This is a genomic window from Panacibacter microcysteis, assembly GCF_015831355.1.
Taxonomy (GTDB): Bacteria; Bacteroidota; Bacteroidia; order Chitinophagales; family Chitinophagaceae; genus Panacibacter; species Panacibacter microcysteis.
The window spans coordinates 2,161,571-2,187,697 of record NZ_JADWYR010000001.1 but is presented as its reverse complement, the minus strand read 5'-3'; the positions used below and the strand labels follow the sequence as shown (position 1 = coordinate 2,187,697).

The 26,127-nt window shown below is 42.4% G+C and carries 29 protein-coding genes and 1 other RNA gene; 9 read left to right on the top strand and 21 right to left on the bottom strand.

What is annotated here, in order from left to right:
- Nucleotides 1-53: 53 nt before the first annotated feature.
- The gene (locus I5907_RS08835; protein ID WP_196990347.1) at nucleotides 54-1,442 is read left to right on the top strand and encodes a T9SS type A sorting domain-containing protein; all 1,389 of its coding nucleotides are present in this window, start codon (nucleotides 54-56) and stop codon (nucleotides 1,440-1,442) included.
- Nucleotides 1,443-1,510: 68 nt separating this feature from the next.
- On the opposite strand, the gene I5907_RS21995 is transcribed toward I5907_RS08835, so the two are convergent.
- Nucleotides 1,511-1,744 carry a T9SS type A sorting domain-containing protein gene (locus I5907_RS21995; RefSeq protein WP_428842559.1) on the bottom strand — a complete coding sequence of 78 codons (234 nt, stop codon included), beginning with the start codon at nucleotides 1,742-1,744 and terminating at the stop codon, nucleotides 1,511-1,513.
- A gap of 208 nt (nucleotides 1,745-1,952) precedes the next feature.
- On the bottom strand, nucleotides 1,953-2,180 hold the full coding sequence (locus I5907_RS08825; protein WP_196990346.1) for a hypothetical protein: 228 nt from the start codon (nucleotides 2,178-2,180) through the stop codon (nucleotides 1,953-1,955).
- Nucleotides 2,181-2,351: 171 nt separating this feature from the next.
- Here I5907_RS08825 and murA point away from each other — a divergent pair, with 171 nt between their 5' ends.
- From murA to I5907_RS08805, 4 genes are all read left to right on the top strand, one after another.
- Complete coding sequence (gene murA / locus I5907_RS08820; RefSeq protein ID WP_196990345.1) at nucleotides 2,352-3,656, top strand: UDP-N-acetylglucosamine 1-carboxyvinyltransferase; 1,305 nt, start codon at nucleotides 2,352-2,354, stop codon at nucleotides 3,654-3,656.
- 1,055 nt (nucleotides 3,657-4,711) lie between these two features.
- Nucleotides 4,712-5,905 (top strand): DUF5009 domain-containing protein, encoded by a 1,194-nt coding sequence (locus I5907_RS08815; protein ID WP_196990344.1) that lies wholly within the window; start codon nucleotides 4,712-4,714, stop codon nucleotides 5,903-5,905.
- A 4-nt stretch (nucleotides 5,906-5,909) separates the two neighbouring features.
- The gene (locus I5907_RS08810; RefSeq protein ID WP_196990343.1) at nucleotides 5,910-6,308 is read left to right on the top strand and encodes a VOC family protein; all 399 of its coding nucleotides are present in this window, start codon (nucleotides 5,910-5,912) and stop codon (nucleotides 6,306-6,308) included.
- The gene (locus I5907_RS08805) at nucleotides 6,305-6,877 is read left to right on the top strand and encodes a GNAT family N-acetyltransferase (protein WP_196990342.1); all 573 of its coding nucleotides are present in this window, start codon (nucleotides 6,305-6,307) and stop codon (nucleotides 6,875-6,877) included. Before I5907_RS08810 ends, I5907_RS08805 begins: the two co-directional genes overlap by 4 nt.
- A 112-nt stretch (nucleotides 6,878-6,989) precedes the next feature.
- Here I5907_RS08805 and I5907_RS08800 read toward each other — a convergent pair whose 3' ends face one another.
- Together I5907_RS08800 and I5907_RS08795 are read right to left on the bottom strand one after the other, a co-directional pair.
- A complete protein-coding gene (locus tag I5907_RS08800; RefSeq protein WP_196990341.1) occupies nucleotides 6,990-7,268 on the bottom strand; it encodes a YtxH domain-containing protein in 279 nt (92 codons plus the stop codon).
- 43 nt (nucleotides 7,269-7,311) lie between these two features.
- Nucleotides 7,312-7,881: a hypothetical protein gene (locus I5907_RS08795; protein ID WP_196990340.1), complete on the bottom strand. Its 570-nt coding sequence runs from the start codon at nucleotides 7,879-7,881 to the stop codon at nucleotides 7,312-7,314.
- A gap of 180 nt (nucleotides 7,882-8,061) precedes the next feature.
- Here I5907_RS08795 and I5907_RS08790 point away from each other — a divergent pair, with 180 nt between their 5' ends.
- Nucleotides 8,062-8,424 (top strand): response regulator, encoded by a 363-nt coding sequence (locus I5907_RS08790; protein WP_196990339.1) that lies wholly within the window; start codon nucleotides 8,062-8,064, stop codon nucleotides 8,422-8,424.
- Between the two features lie 42 nt (nucleotides 8,425-8,466).
- Here the strand turns inward: I5907_RS08790 and I5907_RS08785 are convergent, their stop codons facing one another.
- From I5907_RS08785 to ssrA, 8 genes are all read right to left on the bottom strand, one after another.
- Nucleotides 8,467-8,814: a hypothetical protein gene (locus I5907_RS08785; protein ID WP_196990338.1), complete on the bottom strand. Its 348-nt coding sequence runs from the start codon at nucleotides 8,812-8,814 to the stop codon at nucleotides 8,467-8,469.
- The gene (locus I5907_RS08780) at nucleotides 8,790-9,083 is read right to left on the bottom strand and encodes a hypothetical protein (protein WP_196990337.1); all 294 of its coding nucleotides are present in this window, start codon (nucleotides 9,081-9,083) and stop codon (nucleotides 8,790-8,792) included. The genes I5907_RS08785 and I5907_RS08780 overlap by 25 nt, the downstream gene beginning before the upstream one ends.
- 35 nt (nucleotides 9,084-9,118) lie before the next feature.
- Nucleotides 9,119-9,598 (bottom strand): FAD-dependent oxidoreductase, encoded by a 480-nt coding sequence (locus I5907_RS08775; protein ID WP_196990336.1) that lies wholly within the window; start codon nucleotides 9,596-9,598, stop codon nucleotides 9,119-9,121.
- Between the two features lie 149 nt (nucleotides 9,599-9,747).
- On the bottom strand, nucleotides 9,748-9,957 hold the full coding sequence (locus I5907_RS21640) for a DUF6132 family protein (RefSeq protein WP_231402006.1): 210 nt from the start codon (nucleotides 9,955-9,957) through the stop codon (nucleotides 9,748-9,750).
- Complete coding sequence (locus I5907_RS08770; protein ID WP_196990335.1) at nucleotides 9,938-10,180, bottom strand: hypothetical protein; 243 nt, start codon at nucleotides 10,178-10,180, stop codon at nucleotides 9,938-9,940. Before I5907_RS08770 ends, I5907_RS21640 begins: the two co-directional genes overlap by 20 nt.
- A gap of 191 nt (nucleotides 10,181-10,371) precedes the next feature.
- Entirely contained in the window at nucleotides 10,372-11,790 is a 1,419-nt protein-coding gene (locus I5907_RS08765) for an MBL fold metallo-hydrolase (RefSeq protein ID WP_196990334.1), read from the bottom strand.
- Nucleotides 11,791-11,934: 144 nt separating this feature from the next.
- Nucleotides 11,935-13,032: a glycoside hydrolase family 130 protein gene (locus tag I5907_RS08760; RefSeq protein ID WP_196990333.1), complete on the bottom strand. Its 1,098-nt coding sequence runs from the start codon at nucleotides 13,030-13,032 to the stop codon at nucleotides 11,935-11,937.
- Nucleotides 13,033-13,283: 251 nt separating this feature from the next.
- Nucleotides 13,284-13,660, bottom strand: a transfer-messenger RNA (tmRNA) gene (gene ssrA, locus I5907_RS08755).
- A 231-nt stretch (nucleotides 13,661-13,891) separates the two neighbouring features.
- Here ssrA and I5907_RS08750 point away from each other — a divergent pair.
- Nucleotides 13,892-15,694, top strand: coding sequence for a MutS-related protein (locus I5907_RS08750; RefSeq protein WP_196990332.1), 1,803 nt, complete (start codon nucleotides 13,892-13,894; stop codon nucleotides 15,692-15,694).
- Between the two features lie 55 nt (nucleotides 15,695-15,749).
- Here I5907_RS08750 and rseP read toward each other — a convergent pair whose 3' ends face one another.
- From rseP to ribD, 4 genes are all read right to left on the bottom strand, one after another.
- A complete protein-coding gene (gene rseP / locus I5907_RS08745; RefSeq protein WP_196990331.1) occupies nucleotides 15,750-17,114 on the bottom strand; it encodes an RIP metalloprotease RseP in 1,365 nt (454 codons plus the stop codon).
- Between the two features lie 286 nt (nucleotides 17,115-17,400).
- The gene (locus I5907_RS08740; RefSeq protein WP_196990330.1) at nucleotides 17,401-18,561 is read right to left on the bottom strand and encodes a 1-deoxy-D-xylulose-5-phosphate reductoisomerase; all 1,161 of its coding nucleotides are present in this window, start codon (nucleotides 18,559-18,561) and stop codon (nucleotides 17,401-17,403) included.
- Nucleotides 18,562-18,702: 141 nt separating this feature from the next.
- Complete coding sequence (locus I5907_RS08735; protein WP_196990329.1) at nucleotides 18,703-19,311, bottom strand: IMPACT family protein; 609 nt, start codon at nucleotides 19,309-19,311, stop codon at nucleotides 18,703-18,705.
- Nucleotides 19,312-19,315: 4 nt separating this feature from the next.
- Nucleotides 19,316-20,389: a bifunctional diaminohydroxyphosphoribosylaminopyrimidine deaminase/5-amino-6-(5-phosphoribosylamino)uracil reductase RibD gene (ribD, locus tag I5907_RS08730; RefSeq protein WP_196990328.1), complete on the bottom strand. Its 1,074-nt coding sequence runs from the start codon at nucleotides 20,387-20,389 to the stop codon at nucleotides 19,316-19,318.
- A gap of 168 nt (nucleotides 20,390-20,557) precedes the next feature.
- Here ribD and prmC point away from each other — a divergent pair, with 168 nt between their 5' ends.
- Nucleotides 20,558-21,421, top strand: a complete 864-nt coding sequence (gene prmC / locus I5907_RS08725) for a peptide chain release factor N(5)-glutamine methyltransferase (RefSeq protein ID WP_196990327.1) — start codon at nucleotides 20,558-20,560, stop codon at nucleotides 21,419-21,421.
- Here prmC and I5907_RS08720 read toward each other — a convergent pair.
- From I5907_RS08720 to I5907_RS08705, 4 genes are all read right to left on the bottom strand, one after another.
- Nucleotides 21,411-21,893: a hypothetical protein gene (locus I5907_RS08720; protein WP_196990326.1), complete on the bottom strand. Its 483-nt coding sequence runs from the start codon at nucleotides 21,891-21,893 to the stop codon at nucleotides 21,411-21,413. The genes prmC and I5907_RS08720 overlap by 11 nt on opposite strands.
- Nucleotides 21,894-21,899: 6 nt before the next feature.
- Nucleotides 21,900-22,295, bottom strand: a complete 396-nt coding sequence (locus tag I5907_RS08715; protein ID WP_196990325.1) for an ExbD/TolR family protein — start codon at nucleotides 22,293-22,295, stop codon at nucleotides 21,900-21,902.
- Nucleotides 22,296-22,478: 183 nt separating this feature from the next.
- Nucleotides 22,479-23,156 carry a MotA/TolQ/ExbB proton channel family protein gene (locus tag I5907_RS08710; protein ID WP_196990324.1) on the bottom strand — a complete coding sequence of 226 codons (678 nt, stop codon included), beginning with the start codon at nucleotides 23,154-23,156 and terminating at the stop codon, nucleotides 22,479-22,481.
- A 244-nt stretch (nucleotides 23,157-23,400) separates the two neighbouring features.
- A complete protein-coding gene (locus I5907_RS08705; protein ID WP_196990323.1) occupies nucleotides 23,401-24,324 on the bottom strand; it encodes an SPFH domain-containing protein in 924 nt (307 codons plus the stop codon).
- A 115-nt stretch (nucleotides 24,325-24,439) separates the two neighbouring features.
- On the opposite strand from I5907_RS08705, the gene I5907_RS08700 reads away from it, so the two are divergent.
- A complete protein-coding gene (locus I5907_RS08700; RefSeq protein WP_196990322.1) occupies nucleotides 24,440-24,700 on the top strand; it encodes a hypothetical protein in 261 nt (86 codons plus the stop codon).
- A 4-nt stretch (nucleotides 24,701-24,704) separates the two neighbouring features.
- On the opposite strand, the gene pepT is transcribed toward I5907_RS08700, so the two are convergent.
- Nucleotides 24,705-25,949 carry a peptidase T gene (pepT, locus tag I5907_RS08695; RefSeq protein WP_196990321.1) on the bottom strand — a complete coding sequence of 415 codons (1,245 nt, stop codon included), beginning with the start codon at nucleotides 25,947-25,949 and terminating at the stop codon, nucleotides 24,705-24,707.
- Nucleotides 25,950-26,127: the final 178 nt, after the last annotated feature.

Below are 26,127 nucleotides of genomic sequence, written 5' to 3'. Positions count from 1 at the left end.
GGAGCGGCCAATGATTATTTGTTATACACAGATCAAACACAAAAACACCGTTTATGAAAAAAATTTTATCTCTTCTGCTGCTGCTTTCAATTGTATTTAATGCACAATCCCAGGCGCTGGATACAACCCTGGCTTATGAATGGAAAAACAATGCGTGGCAACCGTTTATGCGAAGCATTTATACCAATAACGCCCAATGCCAGGCAGCAACAGTTTTAACCCAAAACCTGGCGGCAGGTACTTCTCAGTGGGTGAATGCATCTTTGACAACAAATACCTATACTGCAACAAAAAAGCTGGCACAATCGGTAACACAAAGCTGGACGGGCGGAGCATGGAAAAACCTGCTACGAATTACCTACAGTTACAATGAAAATGACCAGATGGATAGCATGCTAACGGAAAACGCACCACTCGGCACCACTTTTCAAAATACTTATTTATCAGTGTACGGATACAACCCGGATCTTACGTTGCAAACCGTAACAACAAAGCTCTGGTTTATTACAGACTGGACAGATTTTTCCCGCCAAACATATACCTATAATGCAGACAAAACAGTAAAAGAAATGGTTACGGAAGGATGGTCATTTGTTAGCTGGACAAACCAGGCAAGAAACCGTTATACCTACGATGTAAACAAACACCAGGTGACAGATACAATGGATTCCTGGAATGCGATTGCGTGGGTACACGATGCACTTACAAAAAGTACTTACACCGGTAACAATTTAACCAAAGAGCTGATACAGGACTGGACAGGTAGTGCGTGGATCAATGATGCACAAACAGATTTTACTTACAACGGCGATGGTACAATAGCTGAAAATGTTTCGCAGGACTGGCTTAGCAACGCATGGGTAAACGATTCAAGGTTTACTTTCTCTTATACAGGTTGTACACTGCCGCTTACATTGGTAAATTTTACCGGAACAAAAAACCACAACACGGTAGCGTTGCAGTGGCAAACTACAAGCGAGATCAATACTTCTCATTTTGTTGTGCTGCGCAGCAGCAATGGCAGCAACTTTACAGCCGTTGGTAATGTTAACGCCCTAAATAATGGAAGTGCAGCCAAAAACACTTACCGGTTCGCAGATGACATTGCTGCCGTAAAAGCTGACAAGATTTACTACAAACTGCAGATGTTTGATAAGGATGGAAAACATACTGAAAGCAGGATCATCACGCTGAGTATAACAGGTAAAGTGTTACAGGTTACGCTTCAACCAAATCCTGCACGCACTTATTGCGTGGTAAAAACCAATTCAGAAAAGGCCGCACTTGCTATTGTAAACTTTGCAGGCAATATCGTTTACAGGCAAAATCTCAATGGTGCCGGTTCGCACACGATCAATACTTCAGGGATTGCAAAAGGAGTTTATGTGGTAAGGGTTGTGGAAGGCACAGAAAGCCACAGTCAAAAACTGGTGATTGAATAAATACGCATTGCACGTAAACAAAAGCGCCCGGGTAATTGCCCGGGCGCTTTTTACATAACCAGCTTTTTTTATTCTTTTATAAATTTTGTGCGCATTGTTTCTTTACCATTAAAGATTTGAACGTAATAAATCCCTTTACTTAAGTGAGCTACATTAATATTTACGAAAGTGCTGTTTACGTCTATAGGCCCGGTACACACTCTTCTTCCGCTTATGTCCATGATAATGTATGAAGCCGGCGAACTATTTGGATTGAGATTGTAGTGAACGGATAAATTGTTTTTTACAGGGTTAGGATAAATTGTTAAGTCGCCTTTATTGTTACTTAATTTAACCGGGGCAATATTGGAGTATAAAGCTTTGTTGTCTTTGTCAACAGATTGAACGCGATAGTAAAGTGTCGTTGATTTTATACCTGAAACATTCGAGTGTATATGGATTTCGAAAATCTGCCACCTCTTTTACACTGCCATCGCTATAGTTAATGTAATTGTATTCCCACGTCTTATTTCAGATGCTGGACATAGCGTTCCAACTGTAAATACATCGGTTTACAAGAAAATCCGATGCATTGTAAGTATTAATTGTAGATCCTGCATTTGTCCAGCCCGACCCTATTTTGTATTGTATCGTTGATGATAATAATTTGCCTGTGGCATTGTATTCATTAACCTTTAGACTATAGTCTTCCCATTCTTCTGTTATGGTAAAGTGTATCAACTTTAAATTTTTGAGCATTAGCTCCGGATAAGATCAGCACCATCAAAATAAGCAGCCGGTTTAGCATGAAAATGGATTTAGGCTTCAAAAAAACGATAAATTAAAAAAAATTATGCAAGCCTTATAAAATACCCAACCTTTAATACATTCGCCTCAATAACCAATCAATCAACTTTTCAATTATAACAAATGGCATCTTTTGAAGTACGTGGCGGGAAAAAATTAACAGGAGAAATAACGCCACAGGGCGCTAAAAATGAGGCACTCCAAATCATCTCAGCCGTATTGCTCACGCCTGAAAAGGTAACGATCAGTAATATTCCAGATATTATTGATGTAAACCTGCTCATCGAATTATTGGGAGAACTGGGAGTAAAAATCGACCGCGCTTCAAGAGATATCTGCACTTTCCAGGCAGATAATGTTGATGTTGACTTTCTCGGTTCAGAAGCCTTTAGGAAAAAGAGCGGCCGTTTGCGCGGTTCTGTAATGATTGCAGGGCCCATGCTTTCCAGGTTTAAAAAAGCATACATCCCCAAACCCGGCGGTGACAAAATTGGCAGACGAAGACTTGATACACATATCATCGGTTTTGAAAAACTCGGCGCCCGTTTTGAATACAATGAAGAACTGAATTATTTTCAACTCGTAGCACCCAACCTGCAGGGCACTTATATGCTGCTCGATGAGCCTTCTGTAACAGGTACGGCAAATATTGTAATGGCAGCAGTAATGGCAAAAGGCACCACAACAATTTACAACGCAGCCTGCGAGCCGTACCTGCAGCAATTGTGTAAAATGCTTAACCGCATGGGTGCAAAAATAAGCGGTGTTGGCAGCAACCTGCTTACCATAGAAGGTGTGGAATACCTTGGTGGCACAGAGCACCGTATGCTGCCAGATATGATTGAGATAGGCAGTTTTATCGGGCTTGCGGCAATGACACAAAGTGAGATCACCATTAAAAATGCAGGCATCGAACATTTGGGTGTTATTCCTGAAAAGTTTCAGCAACTCGGTATACAAATGGAGTTCCGTAAAGATGATATTTATATTCCCGCACAGGAAAAATACGAGATCAGCACTTACCTCGATGGTGGTATTTTAACGGTATATGATCATCCATGGCCGGGTTTTACACCAGACTTGCTAAGCATCGTTTTGGTAGTGGCCACGCAGGCAGTCGGCAGTGTGCTCATCCACCAAAAAATGTTTGAAAGCCGCTTGTTTTTTGTTGACAAGCTGATCGACATGGGTGCCCAGATCATTCTGTGTGATCCGCACCGCGCAACGGTTATAGGTCTTGCCCGCAAAAACCAGTTGCGTGGAATTACAATGAGCAGCCCGGATATTCGTGCAGGCCAGGCATTGCTTATTGCAGCGCTTAGTGCAGAAGGTAAGAGCACCATACAAAACATCGAGCAAATAGACCGCGGGTATCAAAACATCGATGATCGTTTAAGAAATCTCGGTGCAGATATCAAACGTGTATAAATCAATCGGGGTGAATGGTGAATGGTCAATGGTGAACCTGAATCGTGAGACGTGAAACGGTAAACGTGAAATATTCCTGGTCCAATCAACTTAACTGCTACTCCGCATCGTGGTGAGGCAACTGCAACTGTTGAAGCCGAAGATGCGTGAATGGTGAATCGTGGGACGTGAAATGGTAAACGTGAAATTTTCCTGGTCCGATCAACTTAACTGCTACTCCGTATCGTGGTGAGGCAACTGCAACTGTTGAAGCCGCAGAAGCGTGGATGATGAATCCTGAATCGTGAGACGTGAAACGGTAAACGTGAAATATTCCTGTTCCAATCAACTTAACTGCTACTCCGCATCGTGCTGATGCAACTGCAACTTTTGAAGCCGCAAAAGCGTGAATGGTGAATCGTGGGACGTGAAATGGTAAACGTGAAATTTTCCTGGTCCAATCAACTTAACTGCTACTCCTCATCGTGGTGAGGCAACTGCAACTGTTCGAAGAAGCATGAATGGTGAATGGTGAATCGTGAGACGTGAAACGGTAAACGTGAAATATTCCTGTTCCAATCAACTTAACTGCTACTCCGCATCGTGGTGAGGCAACTGCAACTGTTGAAGCCGCAGATGCGTGAATGGTGAATCCTGAATCGTGAGACGTGAAACGGTAAACGTGAAATATTCCTGTTCCAATCAACTTAACTGCTACTCCGCATCGTGCTGAGGCAACTGCAACTTTTGAAGCCGCAGATGCGTGAATGGTGAATCCTGAATCGTGAGACGTGAAACGGTAAATGTGAAATATTCCTGGCCCAATCAACTTAACTGCTACTCCGCATCGTGCTGAGGCAACTGCAACTTTTGAAGCCGCAGATGCATAACAACAAAGCATGCTTATTGCCAGCACCAAAACTATTTGCTGAAACGCAGCAAGCCAGCACCCATGCTGCATAATGAGCCAACCGTACAAGTGAGTGACACAACAGGCGATGATAGTAGCACTGCAGTTGGCTACATAAAACAATCATTATATTTGAACCACTGCAACGCACACAACCAACGCTCTCATGCAATATAATCAGCTAAGCAACCAACGGGTATTGTCTATCGATGCATTTCGTGGCATAACGATCCTGGTAATGATTTTTGTAAATGAACTTGCGGGTATCAGGGACATACCCGCATGGATGAAACACATGCCGGCAGATGCTGATGCAATGAGCTTTGTAGATGTGGTATTTCCTGCATTTCTTTTTATAGTGGGCATGTCTGTTCCATTTGCCATCAATAACCGTTTGAAGAAAGGAGATGGGTTCTGGCAATTGCAGGGCCACATTGCGTCTCGTACACTTGGACTGCTTGTACTGGGTGTATTTCTTGTAAACACGGAAGGCGGCTATAATGAAGCGGAGATGGGTATGTCTATCAACGTATGGGCGTTGATTTTTCTTGCGGCTGCGATAATGATATGGAAGGTTTATTACACGCAAAATAAAATTCTCGTATATAGTTTTAAAGTGCTGGGCATTGTTGTACTGACTATACTTGCGTTTCTTTATAAGAACGTGCAGGGTGGCCATATTACCCCACAGTGGTGGGGCATACTCGGCCTTATTGGATGGGCTTATTTATACAGCAGTATTATTTACCAGTTAACAAGGGGTAACATGCTGATGATCTTTTTGATGATCGCTGTATGTATAGGGATATATGTAGTTAGTCGTACGGAGTCTGTGGCAGCGCTAAGCTGGCTGCAGTGGACACGCATACAAAGCGGCAATGCAATTGATACCGCTATAACTTTGAGTGGTATATTACTTTCCCTGCTATTCTTCCAGGCAGATAAGCCAACAAGTGATTACAAAAGGTTTGCCAACGCTTTTGTGTTTACGTTTGTATTATTTATTGCAGGTTATATACTGAGACCTGCCTATAAAATCTCGAAGATTTACGCAACACCTACATGGGCTTTGTACAGTGCAGGCCTTTGCTGCATCATCTTTATTTTCCTGTACTGGCTGACTGATAAAAAACACATTGACAAATGGACAGGATTTTTTAAGCCGGCTGCGGCTAACCCACTGCTGACTTATATAATACCTGACATCATTTATTTTTTAACAGCATGGCTTGGTATAAGCCTGGTACCAGACAGCCTGCGGTATGGTTTGCCCGGAACATTATGGTCTGCAGTATACGCTGTAGCAGTAATGGGAATAGTAACAGTGCTTAATAAAATGAACATAAAATTGCAATTATAAAAACATGAATCAACGTCTTGTACAAATAGCGCTTTTGGTAAATGATTATGATGAAGCGATAACTTACTACACGAACATACTCCATTTTGAATTACTGGAAGACACCACGCTTTCGGAAACAAAACGCTGGGTAGTTGTAAAACCTGCAGGCGAGGGCGGGTGTAACATTTTACTTGCAAAAGCGGCCAATGAAGAACAGCAATCGAGAGTTGGTAACCAGACAGGCGGACGTGTATTCCTGTTCCTTCACACAGATGACATACGCAGAGACCACGGGAAACTTACTGCACAGGGCGTAGTATTTATAAGACCACTGACTGAAGAAACGTACGGAACAGTAGCGGTGTTTAAAGACCTTTACGGAAACCTTTGGGACCTGATTGAGCCAAAACAACCATCGTGAAAAAATTTATACTACCGGCCTTTCCAATACTGGAAAATAGCAGGTTACGTTTACGAGCTTTACGGCCTGAGGATGCAGCAAATATATTCTATCTGCGTGCTGATGATGCGCACAACAAATACCTCCACCGCACCAAAGCACATACGATGGAAGATGCTCTGCAGTTTATAGACCTGGTAATACGAAAGGTAGCAGAGGGCGCAACATTGTTTTGGGTAATCGAATTGAAAGAATCAGCCGCATTTGCAGGAACTATTTTGTTATGGCATAACGAGGATAATACAGCAGAAACAGAAACCGGCTACGAACTGTTACCACAACACCAGGGGAAAGGTATTATGACTGAAGCGCTGGGGCTTGTACTGGTATTTGCGTTCACAACACTGGCCCTGCCGGCTGTTACGGCTTGTATACATAAGGACAACTTCTCTTCTATAAAACTGTTGCGTTCACACAGTTTTCAGTTTGAGGGTGCGGTAGACGAATGTTTGTATAAGTTTATACTTGCATCAACGCCGGCTGAAAAAATTAGCGCTGCATGTATAAAAAATGAAGACAAGTATAGCTAGTTGACGGAAAAGATTTCTAAAAAAGGGATCCGGCCTTTTTGAAGGCCGGACCATTCATACCAAAACTACACTACATACAATCTTCCTTTCGGAAGACAAAATTTAGTTCATTTTAGGAAAGTTGAGAATCTGCCTGCTTTTTATAACCCTGGAGTTTTTCTTTTCCCTTCGCAAGCATATCAGAAATTTCTTCTTTTGCAGATTTAATTTTATCGCTCATTTCTTCTGCCAGGTCATTCGCTTTGGCTTTTAAAGAGTCAGCAAGTTCGCTGCTGCCATCTGCTATTTTCTTCCTGGTTTCGGAGCCTTTATCCGGCGCAAATAAAACGCCTAATACTGCGCCTGCGGCGGCACCTATAACAAGTGCGGTAATAATTTTTTGTGTACTCATAAATGTTTAATTATTGATTTGATAGAATGTTGTGTACGATATTTTACTTTCCCTGGTCATCCTTGCCTCTTTCACTAGACGAGAATATGCCACCTAATGATTTCATCATCCCAGACATAGGACCTTCCATTTTATTTACATTGTCATCAAGTGTACCATCATTAAGCAATTCGCCCATGTGTAACGATGGCGGCAAATAGGAAAGAATGGCGTTGCGCTCTGCGGCAACAATATTTTTGACTTCATCAGACGAGGCAGGATTAGCAGTATTTATCAATGCTACTGCCTGCTTTGCGATTTGTTCCATGCGTTCCAGGGCTATTACTTCAGGCACATCGCTATATTTTGCCACTTTAGCCACCGCATCCACGGTGTCTTCTGCAAGCATTTTCTCCATCCAGTCACTTGTAATAGATGAAGACAACACTTCCTGCGCCCCTCCATCTGTTCTTGTATACTTATATAAAACGATCAGCACTGTTGGTATAGCAGACTGATTCAGGCGATCTTCCTCCCTTCCATCGTCAACGGGTCGTTGCGTGTTAGGATCGATTTTCTTTAATTCTGCGAATCCGAGATTTTTCTTAATGGATTGTATAAGGTTAACAGACATAATGAAAATTTTGGTGTATGAATATGAAAGGGAAAAAAACCATGCCATAATATTTTAAAACGACATCCGCCATTAACTTATATAAATTTTATTTAATACAATTTTATGCCGTTGAGTATATAAATCAAAGTTTTACAGGCGTTTATCAGAAAGAATAATCATGCTTTTAAAAATGTAGTTATGGAAAATAAGGTGTTGATCTGTGATGATGATGAAGGTATCTTAGACCTGCTAACGCTTGTGCTGGCTGCAAAAAAGATCAACGCGGTTACCGAGCGTAACAGTGCAAACATTTTTGAGAAGATTACACAGGAACAACCTTCTGTAGTTATCCTGGACCTATGGATGCCCGTATTAAGCGGCGAACAAATTGTAAAAAAGTTAAAGCTAAATGCTCAGACAAAAGATTTGCCCGTAATTATTTTTTCTGCAAGCATTGATGGGAAAAAAATTGCTCACGATGCAGGTGCCGATGAATTCCTTGAAAAGCCTTTTGACCTTAAAAAACTACTCGACAAAGTGAACGTACACCTGCGTCATTAGGCTTGGTTACATTTTACCGGTAAGAATCTTATTCCAGTATAATCACGGTAAAACCTGCTTTTTTAACTGGTACATACTCCATCTTTCCTTGCTTTGGTCAAACGGGAATGTTTCAGCGGGCATGTTGTTGTAGTCAAATTCTGCCAATACAAGCTTGCCATACTCCGTTACAAGCGGGCACGATGTATACCCGTTGTAAGAACCATGCATGGCTTTATGTGCCATAAATGCCAGTAAATTTTCTACCAGTACGGGTACCTGCTTTCTGATGGCTGCGCCGGTTTTGGAAGTGGGCAACCCTGACGCATCTCCCAAAGAAAAGATATTGCCGAAGCGTACATGCTGCAATGTTTGTTTATTTACATCTACCCAGCCTGCCGCATTGGCCAAAGGACTTTCTTTGATAAAATCAGGCGCAGACTGGGTGGTGTTACATGAATCATATCAAAATCTACCCAGTATTCATGGTCCTTGTTTTGTTCGCCAAAGCCAACAAACTTAGCCCGTTTATTTGATCCGTCAATTTCATCGAGCCGCACAAAAAAATGGAGTTTTATGTGGCCACGTTCTACCACTTTTCTTAATGTGCGCTCATACTTTTCTATTGCGAACAATCTTGTACCGCCACTCCGGTACTGAATGTCTATGTTATCAAGCACCCCATGTTTTCTGAAGTAATCCGCAGCCAGTTACATTATTTTGTGCGGTGCACCGCCACTTTAACAGGTGTATGCGGGTTAGTAAAAAGGGCTTTTCCTTTCTTCAGGTTTTTTATGCATTCGAAAGTATAAGGTGCCGTTTTGTAATTGTAATTAGAGCAAACACCGTGTTTGCCAAGTGATTCCTGCAAGCCCTTTACAGCGCTCCAGTTTAATTGTATGCCGGGTACTACGATCATGTAATCGTATACGATCGTTTCACCATTATCAAGTGCTACCTGGTTTTTTTCTGGAAAGAACAGCTTTACCTTTTGTTTGATCCAGGTGGCAGATGATGGTATAAAATCAGCCTCATTGCGCTGCGTCTTTTCAATATCGAACACACCGGCGCCTGCCAGCGTCCAGGCGGGCTGGTAGTAGTGCTTATCAGAAGGCTCAATAATACAGATATCAAGACCTTTGTTTCTATTGAGCAACTGCGCTGCCGCAGATATGCCTGCATTTCCGCCACCCACTATTACAATTTAAAAATGTTGTGACATAGCAATCTTTTTATAGCAGCATACTAAACCTTCGTGCAAAAATAAACGTGACATTTATCACCTTCGAAAAATAAAAAAAGCTTTCTTTTCAGAAAGCTTTTACATTACCACCAGCAAAAAAATTATACTTCTGTATGCTTTTTTTCTTTGCGAAACATACCAAATAATAAGGCCCCCATTACAGCAAAATAAACAGTACTGTTTACAGGCTTGCTTGTGATAGCACATGTGCCAGAAGTGCACCCAATAAACTTCCAGTACAGATAGCCGGCAAGTGCGCCGGCAAAAGCCCCGGCTATGTATAAAATATTTTTATTTACCCAACTCTTCATATGTTATTCCTTCTTTGTTTATGTGGCGTTGCTTTCTTTGCTTGCTTACTGCACAGCCAGCAGGGCCACAGCAACCTAAGTTAGCAATTGCAGCTATCATTACAAAAAAACCTGCAATGCCCATTATCCATGAACCTTCGGTGAATGCCTGCACGAGGGCCATAATACCTATGGTCAGCCGCAAAATGCGCATTACATTCCATTCCGTTAATATTGTATACATAATTTTGTACCAGGCTTTTGCATCACAGATGAAGCTTCTGTTGCGTCGCACACTTGTACTGTAACAAGTAAGGGCAGCAACGTACATCGTAATAAATGTAGCGCCGTGCACATTGCCGGGTTTACAACCGAACGCACAAGAGTGCGACGCAACACAGGCTTAATAGTAGTAATGCAGTTTGGCTAATAAAACTATAACAACGTTGTAGGGCAAACGTAGTCGGTTATTTTAAAGTTGCCGCTTTCTTTCAATGCTTTAAAACCACCTTTTACATCAACCAGGTTATTGTAGCCCCTTGCTTTTAAAACAGAGATAAAGATCATAGACCTGTAACCACCTGCGCAATGCACAAAGTATTGTTTGCTTTTATCTACAAGCAACATGCTGTCGTTTATATAATCGAGCGGCGCATTTTCTGCAGCTACAACATGCTCGCTGTCGTATTCACTTTTCTTACGCACATCTAGTATATGCATATCATTTTTCTTTAATGCATCTGCCACTTCATCTGCAGTTACAGAGGTTATGGTGTCTGTTTCTTTGCCTGCTGCTTTCCATGCATCGAAGCCACCTTTCAGGTAGCCAATGGTAAAATCGTAGCCTACGCGTGCCAGGCGCGTAATAACTTCTTCTTCCCTGCCCGGCTCTGCTACAAGCAGTATTTCCTGTTTTACATCTGGTATCATGGTACCTACCCATGGCGCAAAGCTGCCGTCTATACCGATGTTGATAGCATTAGGTATAAAGCCTTTGGCAAAAACCTGTGCATCTCTTGTATCGAGGATCAATGCGTTTGTTTCATTGGCTGCAGCTTCAAAAGCATCGGGTGTAAGTTCGTGGCGGCCACGTTGCAATACCTCATCTATACTATCGTAACCTTTTATGTTCATCAAAACATTCAATGGAAAATATGCGGGTGGCGGCGTTAAGCCTGTGAGTACTTCCTGTATAAACTGTTCTTTGGTAAGCCCTTTACGCAGTGCATAATTGGTTGCTTTCTGGTGGCCCAGTGTATCTGTGGTTTCTTTACTCATATTTTTACCGCATGCACTGCCGGCGCCGTGTGCAGGGTATACAACAATATCATCTGCCAGTGGCATAATTTTATATTGCAGCGACTCGTATAAATGTGCTGCCAGTTTTTCCTGTGTTAATGCTGCGATCACTTTCTGCGCAAGGTCGGGGCGGCCAACATCGCCTATAAACAATGTGTCACCGGTAAATATGCCTGTGTCTTTTCCGCTTTCATCTGCCAAAAGATAACATGTGCTCTCCATTGTATGGCCTGGCGTATGCATTACTTTAAAAGTTACTTTGCCCACTTTCAACACTTCTCCATCTGTAGCTACATGTGCTGCAAAACCGGGTTTTGCAGTAGGGCCATATACTATGGTAGCACCTGTTTTCTTAGCAAGGTCTAAGTGCCCGGAAACAAAATCTGCATGAAAATGCGTTTCCAGTACATACTTAATGGTGGCACCATTGCGGGCTGCTTTTTGTATATAGGGTTCTACTTCCCGCAATGGGTCAATTACTACAGCTTCGCCATCGCTCTCAATATAATAAGCGCCTTGTGCAAGACAACCGGTATAGATTTGTTCTATTTTCATACAACTCAATTTTTATGTTTATTAATACCACACAAATTTGAGGTGTATAAAACCACCGGATTGTGACTTCCATCACGTTGGAAAATAAAAAACAAAAGGCCCCGCTGCGGAGACCTTTTGCTGTATACGCTTTCGCAAAAATCTTTAGTCTTTTGTTACTGCAACGCCCACAAATGAATCTGCGGTGCCATAATACAGGAACCATTTGTTTTTAAAATACACCAATGCTTCAGCAAATGTTGTTCCTGCCTGGTATTGGCCGGTTACTTCATGCGGAAGTGTTGGCCGCAAAAACGGCTGATCTAAACGTTCCACTACTTTTTTGGGGTCTTTAACATCGAAAATAACACGACCAACCGAATACATACCTTGCGGCAGATCTGTGGCCGCATTTTGGTTTGTGGCGTTCTTACCATTGTACAATAACTCAATTCCTTTGTCGGTAATTATTGCCGGCGGGCCACATTCGGTAAGATCACTGTCAAACATTTTAGGTCTTGTTCTTACAACAGCCAGCAGATCACCTTTTTCATCAAGCAGCGGATTCCAGTCGTACAGGTTTTCGCTCCATGCAAGGTTAATAATATGCTCACCCCAGTACATCCAGTACTTACCATCAATTTTTGCGGCAACAGGTTTACCATTTAACCACCTGGTGATAATAGAACCGGACTTGCTGGCTTCGTTGGCATATTTTCCATTATGCGCTTTTAAAAATGCAGGGCCTTTTTTCTCCCAGTGAAAAAGATCCTTTGAGAAGGCAATACTCAGCCTCGGCACTTCATAGTTCCAAGCTGTATAAGCCACAACGTACATGCCTTCTTCCGTTTGCACCAGCCGCGGATCTTCGCAACCGCCGGGAAAATCATATTCCTGGTAAGCATCTTTATCGGGGTATAAAACGGGCTCAGGAAATTTTTTAAAATGTATGCCATCTTCGCTTTCGGCAAGGCCTAAGCGTGAGGTTCTGCCGCCCAGGTGTGCCGCAGGATTATCTTCGCAGCGGTAGAGCAGGAAGACCTTATTGTCTTTAACAATGGCAGCAGGATTGAAAACATCTGCTTTCTGCCATTTCACTGTTTCATTTTTTATAGGATCCTTAAAAGTATAAGAGGAGTCTGCCCGTACAATGGGGTTCTCAGCTGGCTTGTAAAAGCTGTTTACTTTTAATACCGGTGCATTTTGCGCGGCAGCATTAAGAGACAGTGCTATAAAGCCTGCAGCAATCTTTATTCTTTGCATAAGGTCTTTTCTTTGGCGTAAGATAGTGAATGAATGGATGAGAAGATTGAAAAGTGTGCAGTGCCGGCAGTTTTGAGTGTTGCAGTAAAATATAAGCACGCCGGTGTTTCTGAACGCGGCAAGCCGCCATAAAAACGGAACCATGAACCGAGCGTGGCAACAGGCGATGCCATAAAAAACTACTGCTGACTACATAAAAAATACTACAGGAAGTAAATAAAAAAGCCGCCATTGTTTGTCAATGGTGGCTTTAGTGGAGCTGAGGGGACTCGAACCCCTGTCCAAACACAATTACCATAAGCTTTCTACATGCTTATTCCATTATTATTTGTCGGCACAAAGCAGGAAATGAACAAACCGACCCTGCGCTTAGCTGCATAGTCTTTTGCAATGGTCACAGCCTTCCATTACAGCATTCTGTATTTGTTTTTTGAGTCGGCGGCGGAGCGTGGCAACAGAACAACCGGCTCAACGCGGCCCTAATGACTAACTAATCACTGATTAGGCAGCCATGGCATACTGAGTATTGCCATTTAATGTTTGAATCTTCAGATTTAAGTGCTAATGATACAACGCACTGCATGCTTACACCTACCGTAACCTATGCTGTCAAAACCAATACAGCCCCATAAAAAATGTACGATATAAGATGTGAGATATTGTGTATGTAAAACGATGGTATGAGCCCGGCTGCATTGCTGCTATTAAACGTACGTTGCGTCGCACTCTTGTGCGCTTTGTACGCTTTTCGGCAACGTGCACCCCGCTCATATTTTCAAAGAACTGCACAAACGAACAGCAAATTTACAAAACACCGCGCTATTTATTTCATAAAACTCTTTTCCGTAGCTTCACCCGCATGAATAATAATGATACTGCAGCCTCATATTATCATAAGAGAATAACCGAACTGGATACTGCACTAAAAACACGCTACAGCAGGAGAACCCTTTTTGGATGGTTACGTTTTGGCGTTATTGCACTTACCATTCTTGCCGTGTACGCCACCTGGAATGCAGGTACAGCATATATTATAGCTACTATAACAGGCGGTGTGGCATTGTTTCTTTTCATCGTTTCAAAAGATTCTGATAACAAAAGCACTATCGAAAACCTGGAAACATTACATGCTGTTAACAAAGATGAGATAGCCTACCAGCAAGGCGATTATTATCACCAATACGATGGTAAAGACCTTGAACCATGGAACCATGCTTATGCAGCAGACCTGGACCTTTTTGGCCGTGCATCGTTGTACCAGTACATTAACCGCTGCCATGCAGAAAAAGCAAAAGCGTTGCTGGCAGAACGCCTGCTGCAACCATTACCTAAAACCGACATTCTGCAGCAGCAACAAGCCGTAAAAGAACTTACCTCAAAACCGGAATGGCGGCAGCAGTTACAGGCATTTGGCAGCAGGCAGAAGATTACCGTACAAACAGAACAGCGCGTATTAAACTGGCTTGCAGAACCTGAAAAATATTATACCCGGTCTTACTGGAACATTTTACGTTTTTTGCTGCCCGCTGCAGCAGTTGGCACACTGGTACTTTATTTTACGGGCCTGGTAAGCACCACTGCCTTGTCGGCACTCATCTTTATTTTTTATATCGTTTCATTAGCTGTCAGCAAAAAAATTACAGGCACATATCATTTATTGTCGAGGATCGTTCCTGAAATAAGTGTGCTCTCTAACCAGCTAAACTGGTTTGAGAAAGAAAAATTTGAAAGTGATCTGCTGGCCGGTTTACAAAAAGAGCTGCGGCAAAACAACCTGCAGGCGTCCGGTGAAATTGCGCAACTAAAAGCAATATTGAACCGCTTTGATGTAAGACTGAATGTTTTTGCATTTATACTGCTCAATACTTTCCTGCTGTGGGACCTTCAGCAGTTTATGGCCCTGAAAAAATGGAAAGAAAAAAATAAAGCTGCCGTTCCCGGTTGGTTTAGTACCATTGCCTCTGTTGAGGTAGCGGGCACGCTGGCAACGCTTGCATTCAACCATGAAAAATGGGCTTACCCGATTATAGCTGACGAACATTTTGTATTAGCCGGCGAGGCTATCGGGCACCCGCTTATACCGCAGGCAAACAGGGTAAACAATTCATTTACCATAAAAGGTACAGCACGCATAGATCTTATTACCGGCTCTAACATGGCTGGTAAAAGTACGTTTCTACGGAGCCTTGGCATTAATTTGATACTGGCGTATACGGGTGCGCCGGTGTGTGCCAAAAGCTTTACCATTTCTATTGCTAAACTGATGAGCAGTATGCGCATAACAGATAACCTTGCAGAAAACACCTCTACTTTTTATGCAGAACTTAAAAAGCTGAAATCAATTATTGAAGCAGTGGGTAAGCATGCGGACACCTTTATATTGCTTGATGAAATATTGCGTGGCACCAACTCTTTAGACAGGCATACAGGATCAGCGGCGTTGATCAAACAACTTATTAAAGAAAATGCCGTAGCACTTATTGCAACGCATGATGTGGAGCTTGCAAAACTTGAAACAGGCTACCCTCAAAACATTGCCAATTATCATTTTGATGTGCAGGTAGCGGGAGAAGAGTTGTACTTCGATTACAAACTAAAGCATGGCATTTGCACCAGTCTCAATGCTTCTATACTCATGAAAAAAATAGGCATCGAGTTATAAAAAAAGGTTGACAGCTTTCGCTTGTCAACCTTTAAAATATTTTATGACAGTTGTATTACTTAAACATCCGGAATATGTCCAGCCCTAATGCATAAGCCATTAACCCGAGCAACAGCACCATACCCACCATTTGCGCATATTCCATGAATTTATCACTTGGCTTACGGCCACTGATCATTTCTATTAATGTGAACAATGCATGCCCTCCATCAAGACCAGGTATTGGCAAAAGGTTCATCAGCGCCAGTACCAATGAGAAAAATGCCGTTCTCTCCCAGAAGGTAAACCAATCCCAGGTGGTAGAATACATTTTACCAATGCTGAAAACACTTCCCAACGATTCGTTGAGGTTTACTTTACCACCAAAAATTAATTTCAGTTGCAACCAGTAAGACTCCAGTGTTTCATAACTCTTTCTGAATGCTGCAGGAATGGATTCGCCAAAAGAATAATCGATCTTTTTTACTTCAAACAAAGAGTCCAGTACCTTTTCATTTATTTTATTGGCAATACCTATCATGCCGCTTCCCGGGATATTTACGGTAACCTGTACAGTATCTGCGCCGCGCAGCAATACCATATTTACAGGCTTCTTTTTATTGGCAATTACTACTGACCTGAATTCATCAAAATAGGTAACAGGTTTACCATTTACTGAAAGTACTTTGTCGTTTGCCTTTATGCCGGCTTTAGCTGCTGCAGATGTATCTGATGCCAGTGAATCTATACCCAGAAAAGGCATACGTAAGCCGATATAACCAACATCTTTAAAATGAATAAGCTTGCTGGAAAAATCTTCCGGTATTGTAATGTTTACTTTTTCTCCATTCCTGTCTACCGTTAAAGATTTGGTTGAATTGAGCAACACATTCATTCTTATTTTTTCAAATTTGTCTACATACTCACCGTCTGCAGCAATAATCTTATCGCCGCTTCTTAAACCAATACTTTGCGACAATGAATCTGCTGCTATACCATACGTCATCTTATTGGTGGGAATATATTCTTCGCCCCAATGCCACAACATCATGGCATAAATAAGAAAGCCGAGGATAAGATTTACAATAATACCGGCGAGCATAATAATGAGCCGTTGCCAGGCGGGTTTTGCGCGAAACTCGTACGGTTGCGGCGGCAGTTTCATTTGCTCTTTGTCCATGCTCTCGTCTATCATGCCGGATATTTTTACATAGCCGCCAAATGGCACCCAGCCCAAACCGTATTCAGTTTCGCCAATTTTTTTCTTCCATAAACTAAACCATGGATTAAAGAACAGGTAGAATTTTTCAACACGGCATTTGAACCAGCGTGCGGTAAGAAAGTGTCCTAATTCGTGTAGTGTAACGATGATAGAGAAGGAAAGAATAAACTGTAAAGCCTGTATTCCTGCATCGCCCCAGTTAATCGCTAATAAAGTCATATATCCTTGTAACCCGAAGGATTTTTTACGTGATAAATTTTATGAACCCGGCTTTTGTATTTCAATGGAGCTGCCGTTGCGTCGCACACTGCATCGTTCTGTTCATTGCTCAGCACTTTGAACCGGGCGTTGCCGTGTTTATGCTGCCGGTTTTTGTCCTGATCGCCAAAGCTCAATAAAGCTAAAGGCGTACAAGTGAGTGACACAACAACAGCTGAACAGCGCTGTAAAAGCCGGTGCAATAATAGTACAATAACCGTTAACGAAAACAGATATTATGGCCGGTTTACATCTGTATAAGAGAAGCGGCAAAATGGCGGGCTTCGCCATCGCTGTCGAAATATTCATCCAGCGTGGGGTTTTCAATAAAGCCTATTTTGTGCATGGTACGCTCTACCATTTCTGTAATATCAAGAAAACCAATACGGTTGCGCAGGAAAGCAAAAACGGCTATTTCGTTGGCGGCATTTAAAATACAGGGCATGTTGCCACCTTTTTGTAAAGCCTCTGTAGCCAGCGCCAGGTTGCGGAACGTGCGTGTATCGGGCTCTTCGAAAGTTAGCGTATTTGGTTTTTTAAAATCGTACCGCGGAAATGTGTTGGGCAATCTTTCAGGAAAACCGAGTGCATACTGAATGGGAAGCTTCATATCGGGCAAACCCATTTGTGCCTTTATGCTGCCATCCTGGAACTGCACCATACTATGTATAATACTCTGCGGGTGAATGATCACCTGCACCTGGTCTGGATGCAGGTTGAACAGCCATTTGGCTTCGATCATCTCGAGGCCTTTATTCATGAGTGTGGCTGAATCGATGGTAATTTTGGCGCCCATGCTCCAGTTGGGGTGCTGCAGTGCATGGTCTCGTTTTACATTTACCAGAAAATTGGGTTTCTTCCCCAGAAAGGGGCCACCGCTGGCAGTAAGTACAATTTTTTCTATCGGGTTCCTGCTTTCGCCCACCAGGCATTGAAAAATGGCGGAATGCTCGCTGTCTACCGGTATTACCGGTGCTTTATTTTCGGCGGCTTTGCGCATTACTATATCACCGGCCACAACCAGTGTTTCTTTATTGGCCAGCGCAATTGTTTTGCCTGCGCCAATGGCATTGAGTGTAGGTTTTAGCCCTGCAAAGCCCACAATGGCGGCGAGCATTACATCATAAATATCCATGGCGGCCACCTCATCCAGCGCTTCTTCGCCTGCAAACACCTTTACATGTGTTTTTGACAGCGCATCTTTTACACGCTGGTATTTCTTTTCATCGCCTATTACTACAATATTAGGTTCAAACCGGAGCGCCTGCTGTACCAGCAGTTCGTCGTTTGTATGTGCTGTTAAAACCTCAACGGTAAACTTGTCGGGATTTGCTGCAATAACTTCTAAAGCCTGTGTGCCGATAGAACCTGTGGAACCGAATATTGCAATACGTTTTTGGGCAGTCATTATATCACTTTGCAATTAGAGCGTTAACAAAGATGGTAAAGATAGGTAAACAGTATACTGTAATGTACACAAATTGTATGTACCAGCTTTACTGGCTATTCCTGTAAATACGGCGCCGCTAAAACAAAAACCGTTCCGCCATTATTTTATTTTCTGGATTTCTACGTTTCTGAGGTCGTTCAGTTTATAAAGAAATTCTTCCAGCCTGCTCACAGGTACGCCAACTTTTAGTATGCAAAACAACTGCGCTTCCTGTGCTATAATGGTGCAGTTGCATTTTTTTACCTGCAGCATTACATCATTCATCTGGGTATAATCAAACTGCAGCATATAATTTACCTCCACAGCTTTGGGTACTGTTGGTGTTAGTTGCAGGGCCATAGATGTGGCGCTTTTATATGCGTTGATGAGGCCTGGCACACCCAATAAAGTACCGCCGAAATACCTTACAACCACAACCAGTGTATTGGTTAATTCTTTACTGTCTATTTGCCCCAGGATAGGTTTGCCCGCTGTGCCAGAGGGTTCGCCATCGTCACTTACCCGAAAGTTGTTTCCATCCAGCCCGATACGATAGGCAAAACAATGATGCACCGCTTTGGCATGTTCTTTCTTTAGCTGCTGCAGCAGTGTTTTAAACTCCTCCACATCTTTTATGGGGTAAGCATAAGCAATAAAACGGCTGCCACGGTCTTTAAATTCTGCTGTAGATGGCTGCGCTATGGTGTAATAGAATTCTTTTGATTGCATGTAATTATGGCTTCGCCCGGTAAAAGGCTATCGTGTCTGTAAAAATCCTGTCTTGCTTTACCAGCATTGCGTTTAATAATTGTGGTGCCGGTAGTCCCTGTTCAATGGTCAAGGTTTCATTGGTAATGATCCTTGCCTCATCCCATGCTTCCTCATCTATAAAACTTTGCAGCAGCCTGGCACCGCCTTCTACCAATATACTCTGGATATTATTCTGGTAACAGGCATTGAGTACCTGGTGTACCATACTTACATCTTCCGTTACCTGGTAAAGGCCACCCCTTATGCCACCCGCAGGCAGCAAGACCTTGAATACATCTTCAGAATGTTGCAGGGAATTGAAAATTACTGTGGGTTGTTTGCCATCAAATATCTGCAGGTGATGTGGCAACCGCAGGTGCATGTCTATAACCAGGCGTACCGGGCTCTTGCCAAACCACAACCTGTTTGTTAAAGCCGGGTCATCAAGCATAGCAGTGTTGGTGCCAATAAGAATCGCAGCTTCCTCACTGCGCCATTTGTGTACCAGTTTATTTGAAACGGCATTCGATATCAATAGTCTTCCGGCAGAAAGGGTTGCTATTTTGTTATTTGCCGTTTGTGCCCATTTTAAAACAATGTACGGACGGTGCTTTGTATGGAAGCAGAAAAAACGCTTGTTCAGCGCTACGCATTCTTTTTCTAAAACACCGGTTGTCACTTCAATACCTGCTGCCCGCAGTTTTTCTATTCCTTTACCATCAACCTGCTTAAACGGGTCTCTGCAACCTACCACAACGTGTGGAATGCCACGGGCTATAATCAGGTCTGCACAAGGAGGCGTTTTACCAAAATGTGCACAGGGCTCCAGCGACACATACAATACAGACTTTTCTATAAGGTGCATATCGTGCGCTGCCACACTATTAATGCAGTTAACCTCTGCATGTGCCTGGCCATATTGTATGTGGTAACCTTCGCCTATAATTCGCCCGTCGTGCACCAGCACAGCACCCACCATGGGGTTGGGTGCAACAAAACCGGCCCCCATACCCGCAAGTTGTAAACACCGATGCATGTATTGTTCGTGAACTGCCATTTATTATTGGGTAAGCTGCATTACTACTATAATACTTTTGTTGTGTCACTCACTTGTACAGGTGGCTCTCTATGCACCACTAATACCGGTCTCTGTAAAAATTTGAACAGTACATTGTGAAAAAACAACGACGCGCAAAACTAACCGAATTCATCTTAACATTGCAGCATGGGTATACAGGATGCATACAACAAACTTATGTACCAGCTTTTTGAACGCTACGACGACAGGGAAGCTGCAAACATTGCAGACTGGGTAGTAGAGCACATTACCGGCTTTAAACGTATTGACCGGATCATCAACAAAAAGTTTCCCCTAACCAATGAACAGCAACAACTTCTGAATACTTACACCAATGAATTGCTGCAACATAAACCTGTGCAATATGTGTTGCATGAAGCTTGGTTTGCAGGCATGCAGTTGTATGTGGATGAAAATGTGCTGATACCAAGACCAGAAACAGAAGAACTGGTTGCGTGGATTGTAAACGATGTTACAAACGCCGCATTTCCTGTTACTACTTTGCTTGATGTAGGTACCGGCAGCGGTTGCATTCCTGTTGCAGTAAAAAGAAAATTACCGCAGGTAGCGGTGCATGCGCTGGATGTTTCTGAAGGAGCATTGCACGTGGCAGAGAGCAATGCGCAGACATTCAAAACACCTGTTACGTTTTACACATTGAACATATTGGATGACGCTTTATGGCACACATTGCCTTCATTTGACATTATTGTAAGTAACCCACCATATATAAAGCAATCCGAACAGCTGGAAATGCGTCGAAACGTTTTACTCCATGAGCCGCACCTTGCTTTGTTTGTACCCGATAATGATCCTTTATTGTTTTACAAAAGCATTGCTGCGTTTGGTTTAACGCACCTGAATAAAAACGGGTGGTTGTTTTTTGAGATCAACGAAACGCTGGGAAACGAAGTAAAAGCGCTACTTGCAAGTGCGGGTTACACCAATATTGAATTGAGAAAAGACATGCAGGGAAAAGACAGGATGGTGAAGGCAGTATTCACCTGGTAAAAATGAGCAGGCGAATGTCTTTAACGAGGTGCTGCTTGTCGTAGATTTGAAGCGTAGCCATACAATTAAAGTTGTTCGACTCTTTTGGAAACATTACACTCAGGAGTGAATAATATGCATTAATGCCTTCGTCATAACCAATATTCTGGAACAGGTGTTTGTCGTATTCAATTTTACCATTGTATTTCTTAGAAACAAGCATTCTTCCAACAAGCTCCCCAGGTTTGGTATCCAGCACAGCAACTACAAGCACCTCTTTATCAGTGTAGCAGGGAAAAGCATCTCCTGCCGGCATTTCACTACTGGTATTGTTTATTGCCGGTGTGATAGACTTATCCAGTTTGTATTGCAGTTTTTCGAACCTGGCGGTAATAATTTTTATCGCAGAGTCTGATATAACTGAAGCATTTACATTGCTTACAAAGAAAATAACGGGAAATAACAGTAATAAAGCTGGTTTAAGGATTTTCATATACGGCTACTTAACAATTGCCACCACCTTAGCGCCTGCGCGTTTTGCGCTTTGCATTACGCGAAATACTTCGCCGTAATAAGCAGAGGTATCAGCGTTTACCACAACAGAAGGCGTGTCTACAAAAGAACGTTGTTTTAGCACTTCTGCTTTTAGTATTGTATCAATGAGGTTAATATCAATAAGTTTCTGGCCGAGGTAAAGCTTTTGTTCTTTATCGATAGAGATAACAATATTCTGTTTTGCCTTTGTATCTTTTTTGCCTGCGGGGTTGTTCACCTTTACAATGTTTGGATTTGCAAGCGTAGATACAATCAGGAAAAAGAACAATAATATAAACAGGATATCATTCAGCGCATTTGCATGAAGTTCTCCCTTATCTTTTGTTCTTTTTAGTTTCATTACCTGTTATTACTTGTTAAATTAAATTTGTGTTGTTTCTAACGCTGGTGCCCGATCTCCGCTTCAATCTTCGCATTTGCCCCGTAAAGTTCTCACAGTACAAGAGTGCGACGCAACGGAAGTTAAATTCCTGTTCTGCTGCCCGGCCCAAAATATACTCCGGGCTTGTTTTCCGCTTCCCGTTTATCTGGTTGGCTCCTGCAGTATATCTACGAATTCTGCACTTGCGGCTTCCATTTTGTTGATTGTTTTACCAATCTGCGCATTGAGAAAATTATAAGCCAGGTAAGCCAGTAAACCGATGATTAAACCACTTGCAGAAGTAACCATTTTTGTATAGATACCGCCTGCAATAGATGCCGGTGTAAAATCTCCCGTTGTACTAATGGCAGAGAACAACTGCAACATACCAAAGATGGTTCCAAGAAAACCAATCATTGGTGCAATACCGTATACCAGTGATAATATGGACAGGTTGCGTTCCATTTTATATACTTCAAGATTGCCCACGTTTTCCATACTTTTTTCAATGGCATCAATGGGTTTACCAATACGTTGAATGCCTTTGTCTATGATGCGCGCAACAGCATTATCTGTATTTTTTGCAAGACTGCGGGCAGCGCTCAGGTTGCCCGTCATAATGTTATCGCGTATAATGCTCATGAAATTGCCGTCAATTTTAGACGCTTTATTGATTGCAAAAAACCTTTCGAAAAAAACAAAGATGGTAGCTACAAAAAGCAGATAAAGCGGGTACATTAAGAAGCCGCCTTTTTGTAAAATGCTCCAGGCATTTTCTGTTTGCGGGGCAGCATTAATGGCAGCGCTGACTGTGTCCTGAACCTGTAATAATACACCCATGATACGTAATTAGGTTTTTGCTAAAGTATATGTTAAGTCAAAACAACGGACAATGTGTGTATAAATTATGCGTGTGTGTGTGTTTTAAGAAAGCTTTTGCACAAAGGGGATAATGTTTTTGTAACAGGCTTCAGCTTTTCATGGCATCGCCTGTTGCGTCGCACTACGTTCATCTGTAGATTTTTATGGCAACAAAATGGCGCAGCCTTCGGCTGCGCCATTACTTATGCATGTATGGGCATGATTATTTTTCCTTTTCCAGTTTCATCATAGCCATTACCTGTTTCATATTTTTTTCCATGCCTTCGGGGCTGCCATCCAGGAAGATGATATTGCCTTTACCAACCTCAGCAAAATTCTTGATTGCTTCGGTCCACATACTGAAAAGAATAACATTGGTATCAAGGTTTGCCTGCTTCATTTGCTCTGCAGCCATGCTCATACCACGGGCTACTTCTTCGCGGAATAACGCTACGCCCTGGCCTCGTAATCTGGCTGCTTCCCTTTCTGCCTCTGCCGCAATTTTTATGGCATTCCCTTCTGCTTCAGCAGATTTTGTTTTGGTAATCAGCAATGCCTGTCCTTCATTCTCCGCTGCGGCTTTCAGGTTGTTACTTGCCACAACCTTACTCATACTGTCCATAATAGCCTGGTCGAATGTAATGTCGTTGATCTGCAGATCGAGCAGGTGATAACCCCATTCTTCCAACACATGGTCTACTTCAAATTTTACGGCTTCTATGATTTCTTTTCTTAAGCCCAGGATTTCTGCCTGGCGTTTTGTGGCAACAAATGAACGGATGTTTCCTTCAATCGTTCTCACCATTGCCTGCATCAGGTCTTTATCGCTGATGAATTTGAACGCAACTTTTTTGATGGTCTCTTCATCTGCATTCATTACCGCATATAACAGCATGCTTTTGAAATAAACATTTGCCTGGTCGGCAGTTACTGCCTGGAACTCCAGCTCAACAGAGCGGTTTTGAATACTGATGCGCTTATATATCTGCTCGATCACCGGTATTTTAAATTTTAAACCGGGTGTAAGTATGCGCTGGTATTTACCAAACATGGTAATTACAGCAATGGTACCCTGGTTTACAGTTACAAGGCCGCTAAAAATGATAAAGAGTATAACCAGTACCCACCAATAGGATAAAAATTCCATAAACGTTAGTTTTATAAAGGAAAGATAAGTAATGAAAAATGAAATGTGTTTTATTATTAGTATGCGGTTTTCTTAAAGTATTACATTTGAATTATAATTTTCAACCCAGATATTTATGCAACAATCTATAAAAAAAGAAACCAAGATAGTGCTCAGTCTTGCTATGACTTTGTTCTTCATTGAACAAATGTTAAGACAAGTTATTATCGAACATTTTTCAAAAGGGCTTTCAGATGTAATTAGGATAATTGTTCTGGTCCTTCTTTATACAACTTATATTGTAGAAAAACGTCCGCTTAAGAAAGATCATATTCTTTTCTTAGGTACTGTAACAGCTTTTGCAGTTAGCATGATTATTTATCCTTATATCTTCTAACTGGTTAACTTTTTTCTTCCCATACCTGTACGAGATGCGTTAATACCTCTACAGCTTTTTCCATATCTTTTACACCAACCCATTCGTGTTTACTGTGAATGGCATGCATACCTGTAAAAATATTGGGGCAAGGCAGACCCATAAAGCTTAACCTGCTGCCATCTGTGCCGCCACGTATTGGTTCTTTAATCACAGGTAACCCTACACGGCGATAAGCCTCTGCTGCATATTCGGCAACATGCGGGTGTTGGTCCAGCACTTCTTTCATATTTCTGTATTGCTCCCAAACTTCAAACTGCATGCTTGCTTTGGTATGCCTGGCCATTACTTCTTCTGCTATTGATTCAAGGCGCTTTTCATGTTTTTCAAGATTGGCAGTAACAAAATCTCGAATGATAAATTCTATAGTGGCTTTTTCCGCAATGCCATTTACCGCCACCGGATGTATAAAGCCTTGTCTGCCGCTGGTGGTTTCAGGGCTTAGTTCATTCGCCGGTAATGCAGCCAGTATTTCTCCTGCAATCTTCAACGCATTAACAAGCTTGCCTTTTCCATAACCCGGATGTGCTATAACTCCATTAATTGTTATTCTTGCGCCATCTGCACTGAATGTTTCGTCTTCAAAAGTGCCTGCTTCTCCTCCATCGAGTGTATACGCATAATGGGCGCCGAGTTTTGATATATCAAGTTTGGCTGTGCCTTGCCCAACCTCTTCATCGGGCGTAAATAATATTTTTATGGTACCATGCTTAATGGAAGGATTAGCACTTAGATAGCTGGCAAGGTCCATAATGATGGCAACACCTGCCTTATCATCGGCGCCCAATAGCGTTAAACCACTTGCGGTAATAATATCGCTGCCAATATGATTTTGAAGGTACGGATAGTCTTTGATGGAAATGACCTGCGTAGCATCATCCGGTAATACAATGTCTGCTCCGCTATATTGCCTGTGCAGGATGGGTTTTACGTTGGTTCCGCTACAATCCGGGGCTGTATCTATATGGCTGCAAAAGCAAATAACAGGCACATTATTGTCTGTATTGGAGGGTATGGTAGCATACACATAACCGTATTCGTCGGTATGTGCATCGGCTAACCCGATTGCTTTTAATTCGTTGGCCAGTATTCGGCTGAGGTCTTTTTGTTTCCCGGTAGAAGGGTGGTTATTGCTGCCCGGATCACTTTGTGTATCTACCTGCACGTAACGCATAAATCTTTCAGCAACTGTAAAATTGTAATTCTTCATGAAACAGCATTTAGAACGCGAATATCACGATTTAGGTTAATTGCACGAAGCTTTTGGCCGGGGCAGCTTCATTGAAAGAGGAACGATGAAAGGATTGCGACGCAACAGGTGATGCCATTGTTACAGTAGCTGGTACCCACAAAAAAAATCCGGAGTTTAAACAAACCCCGGATTACTA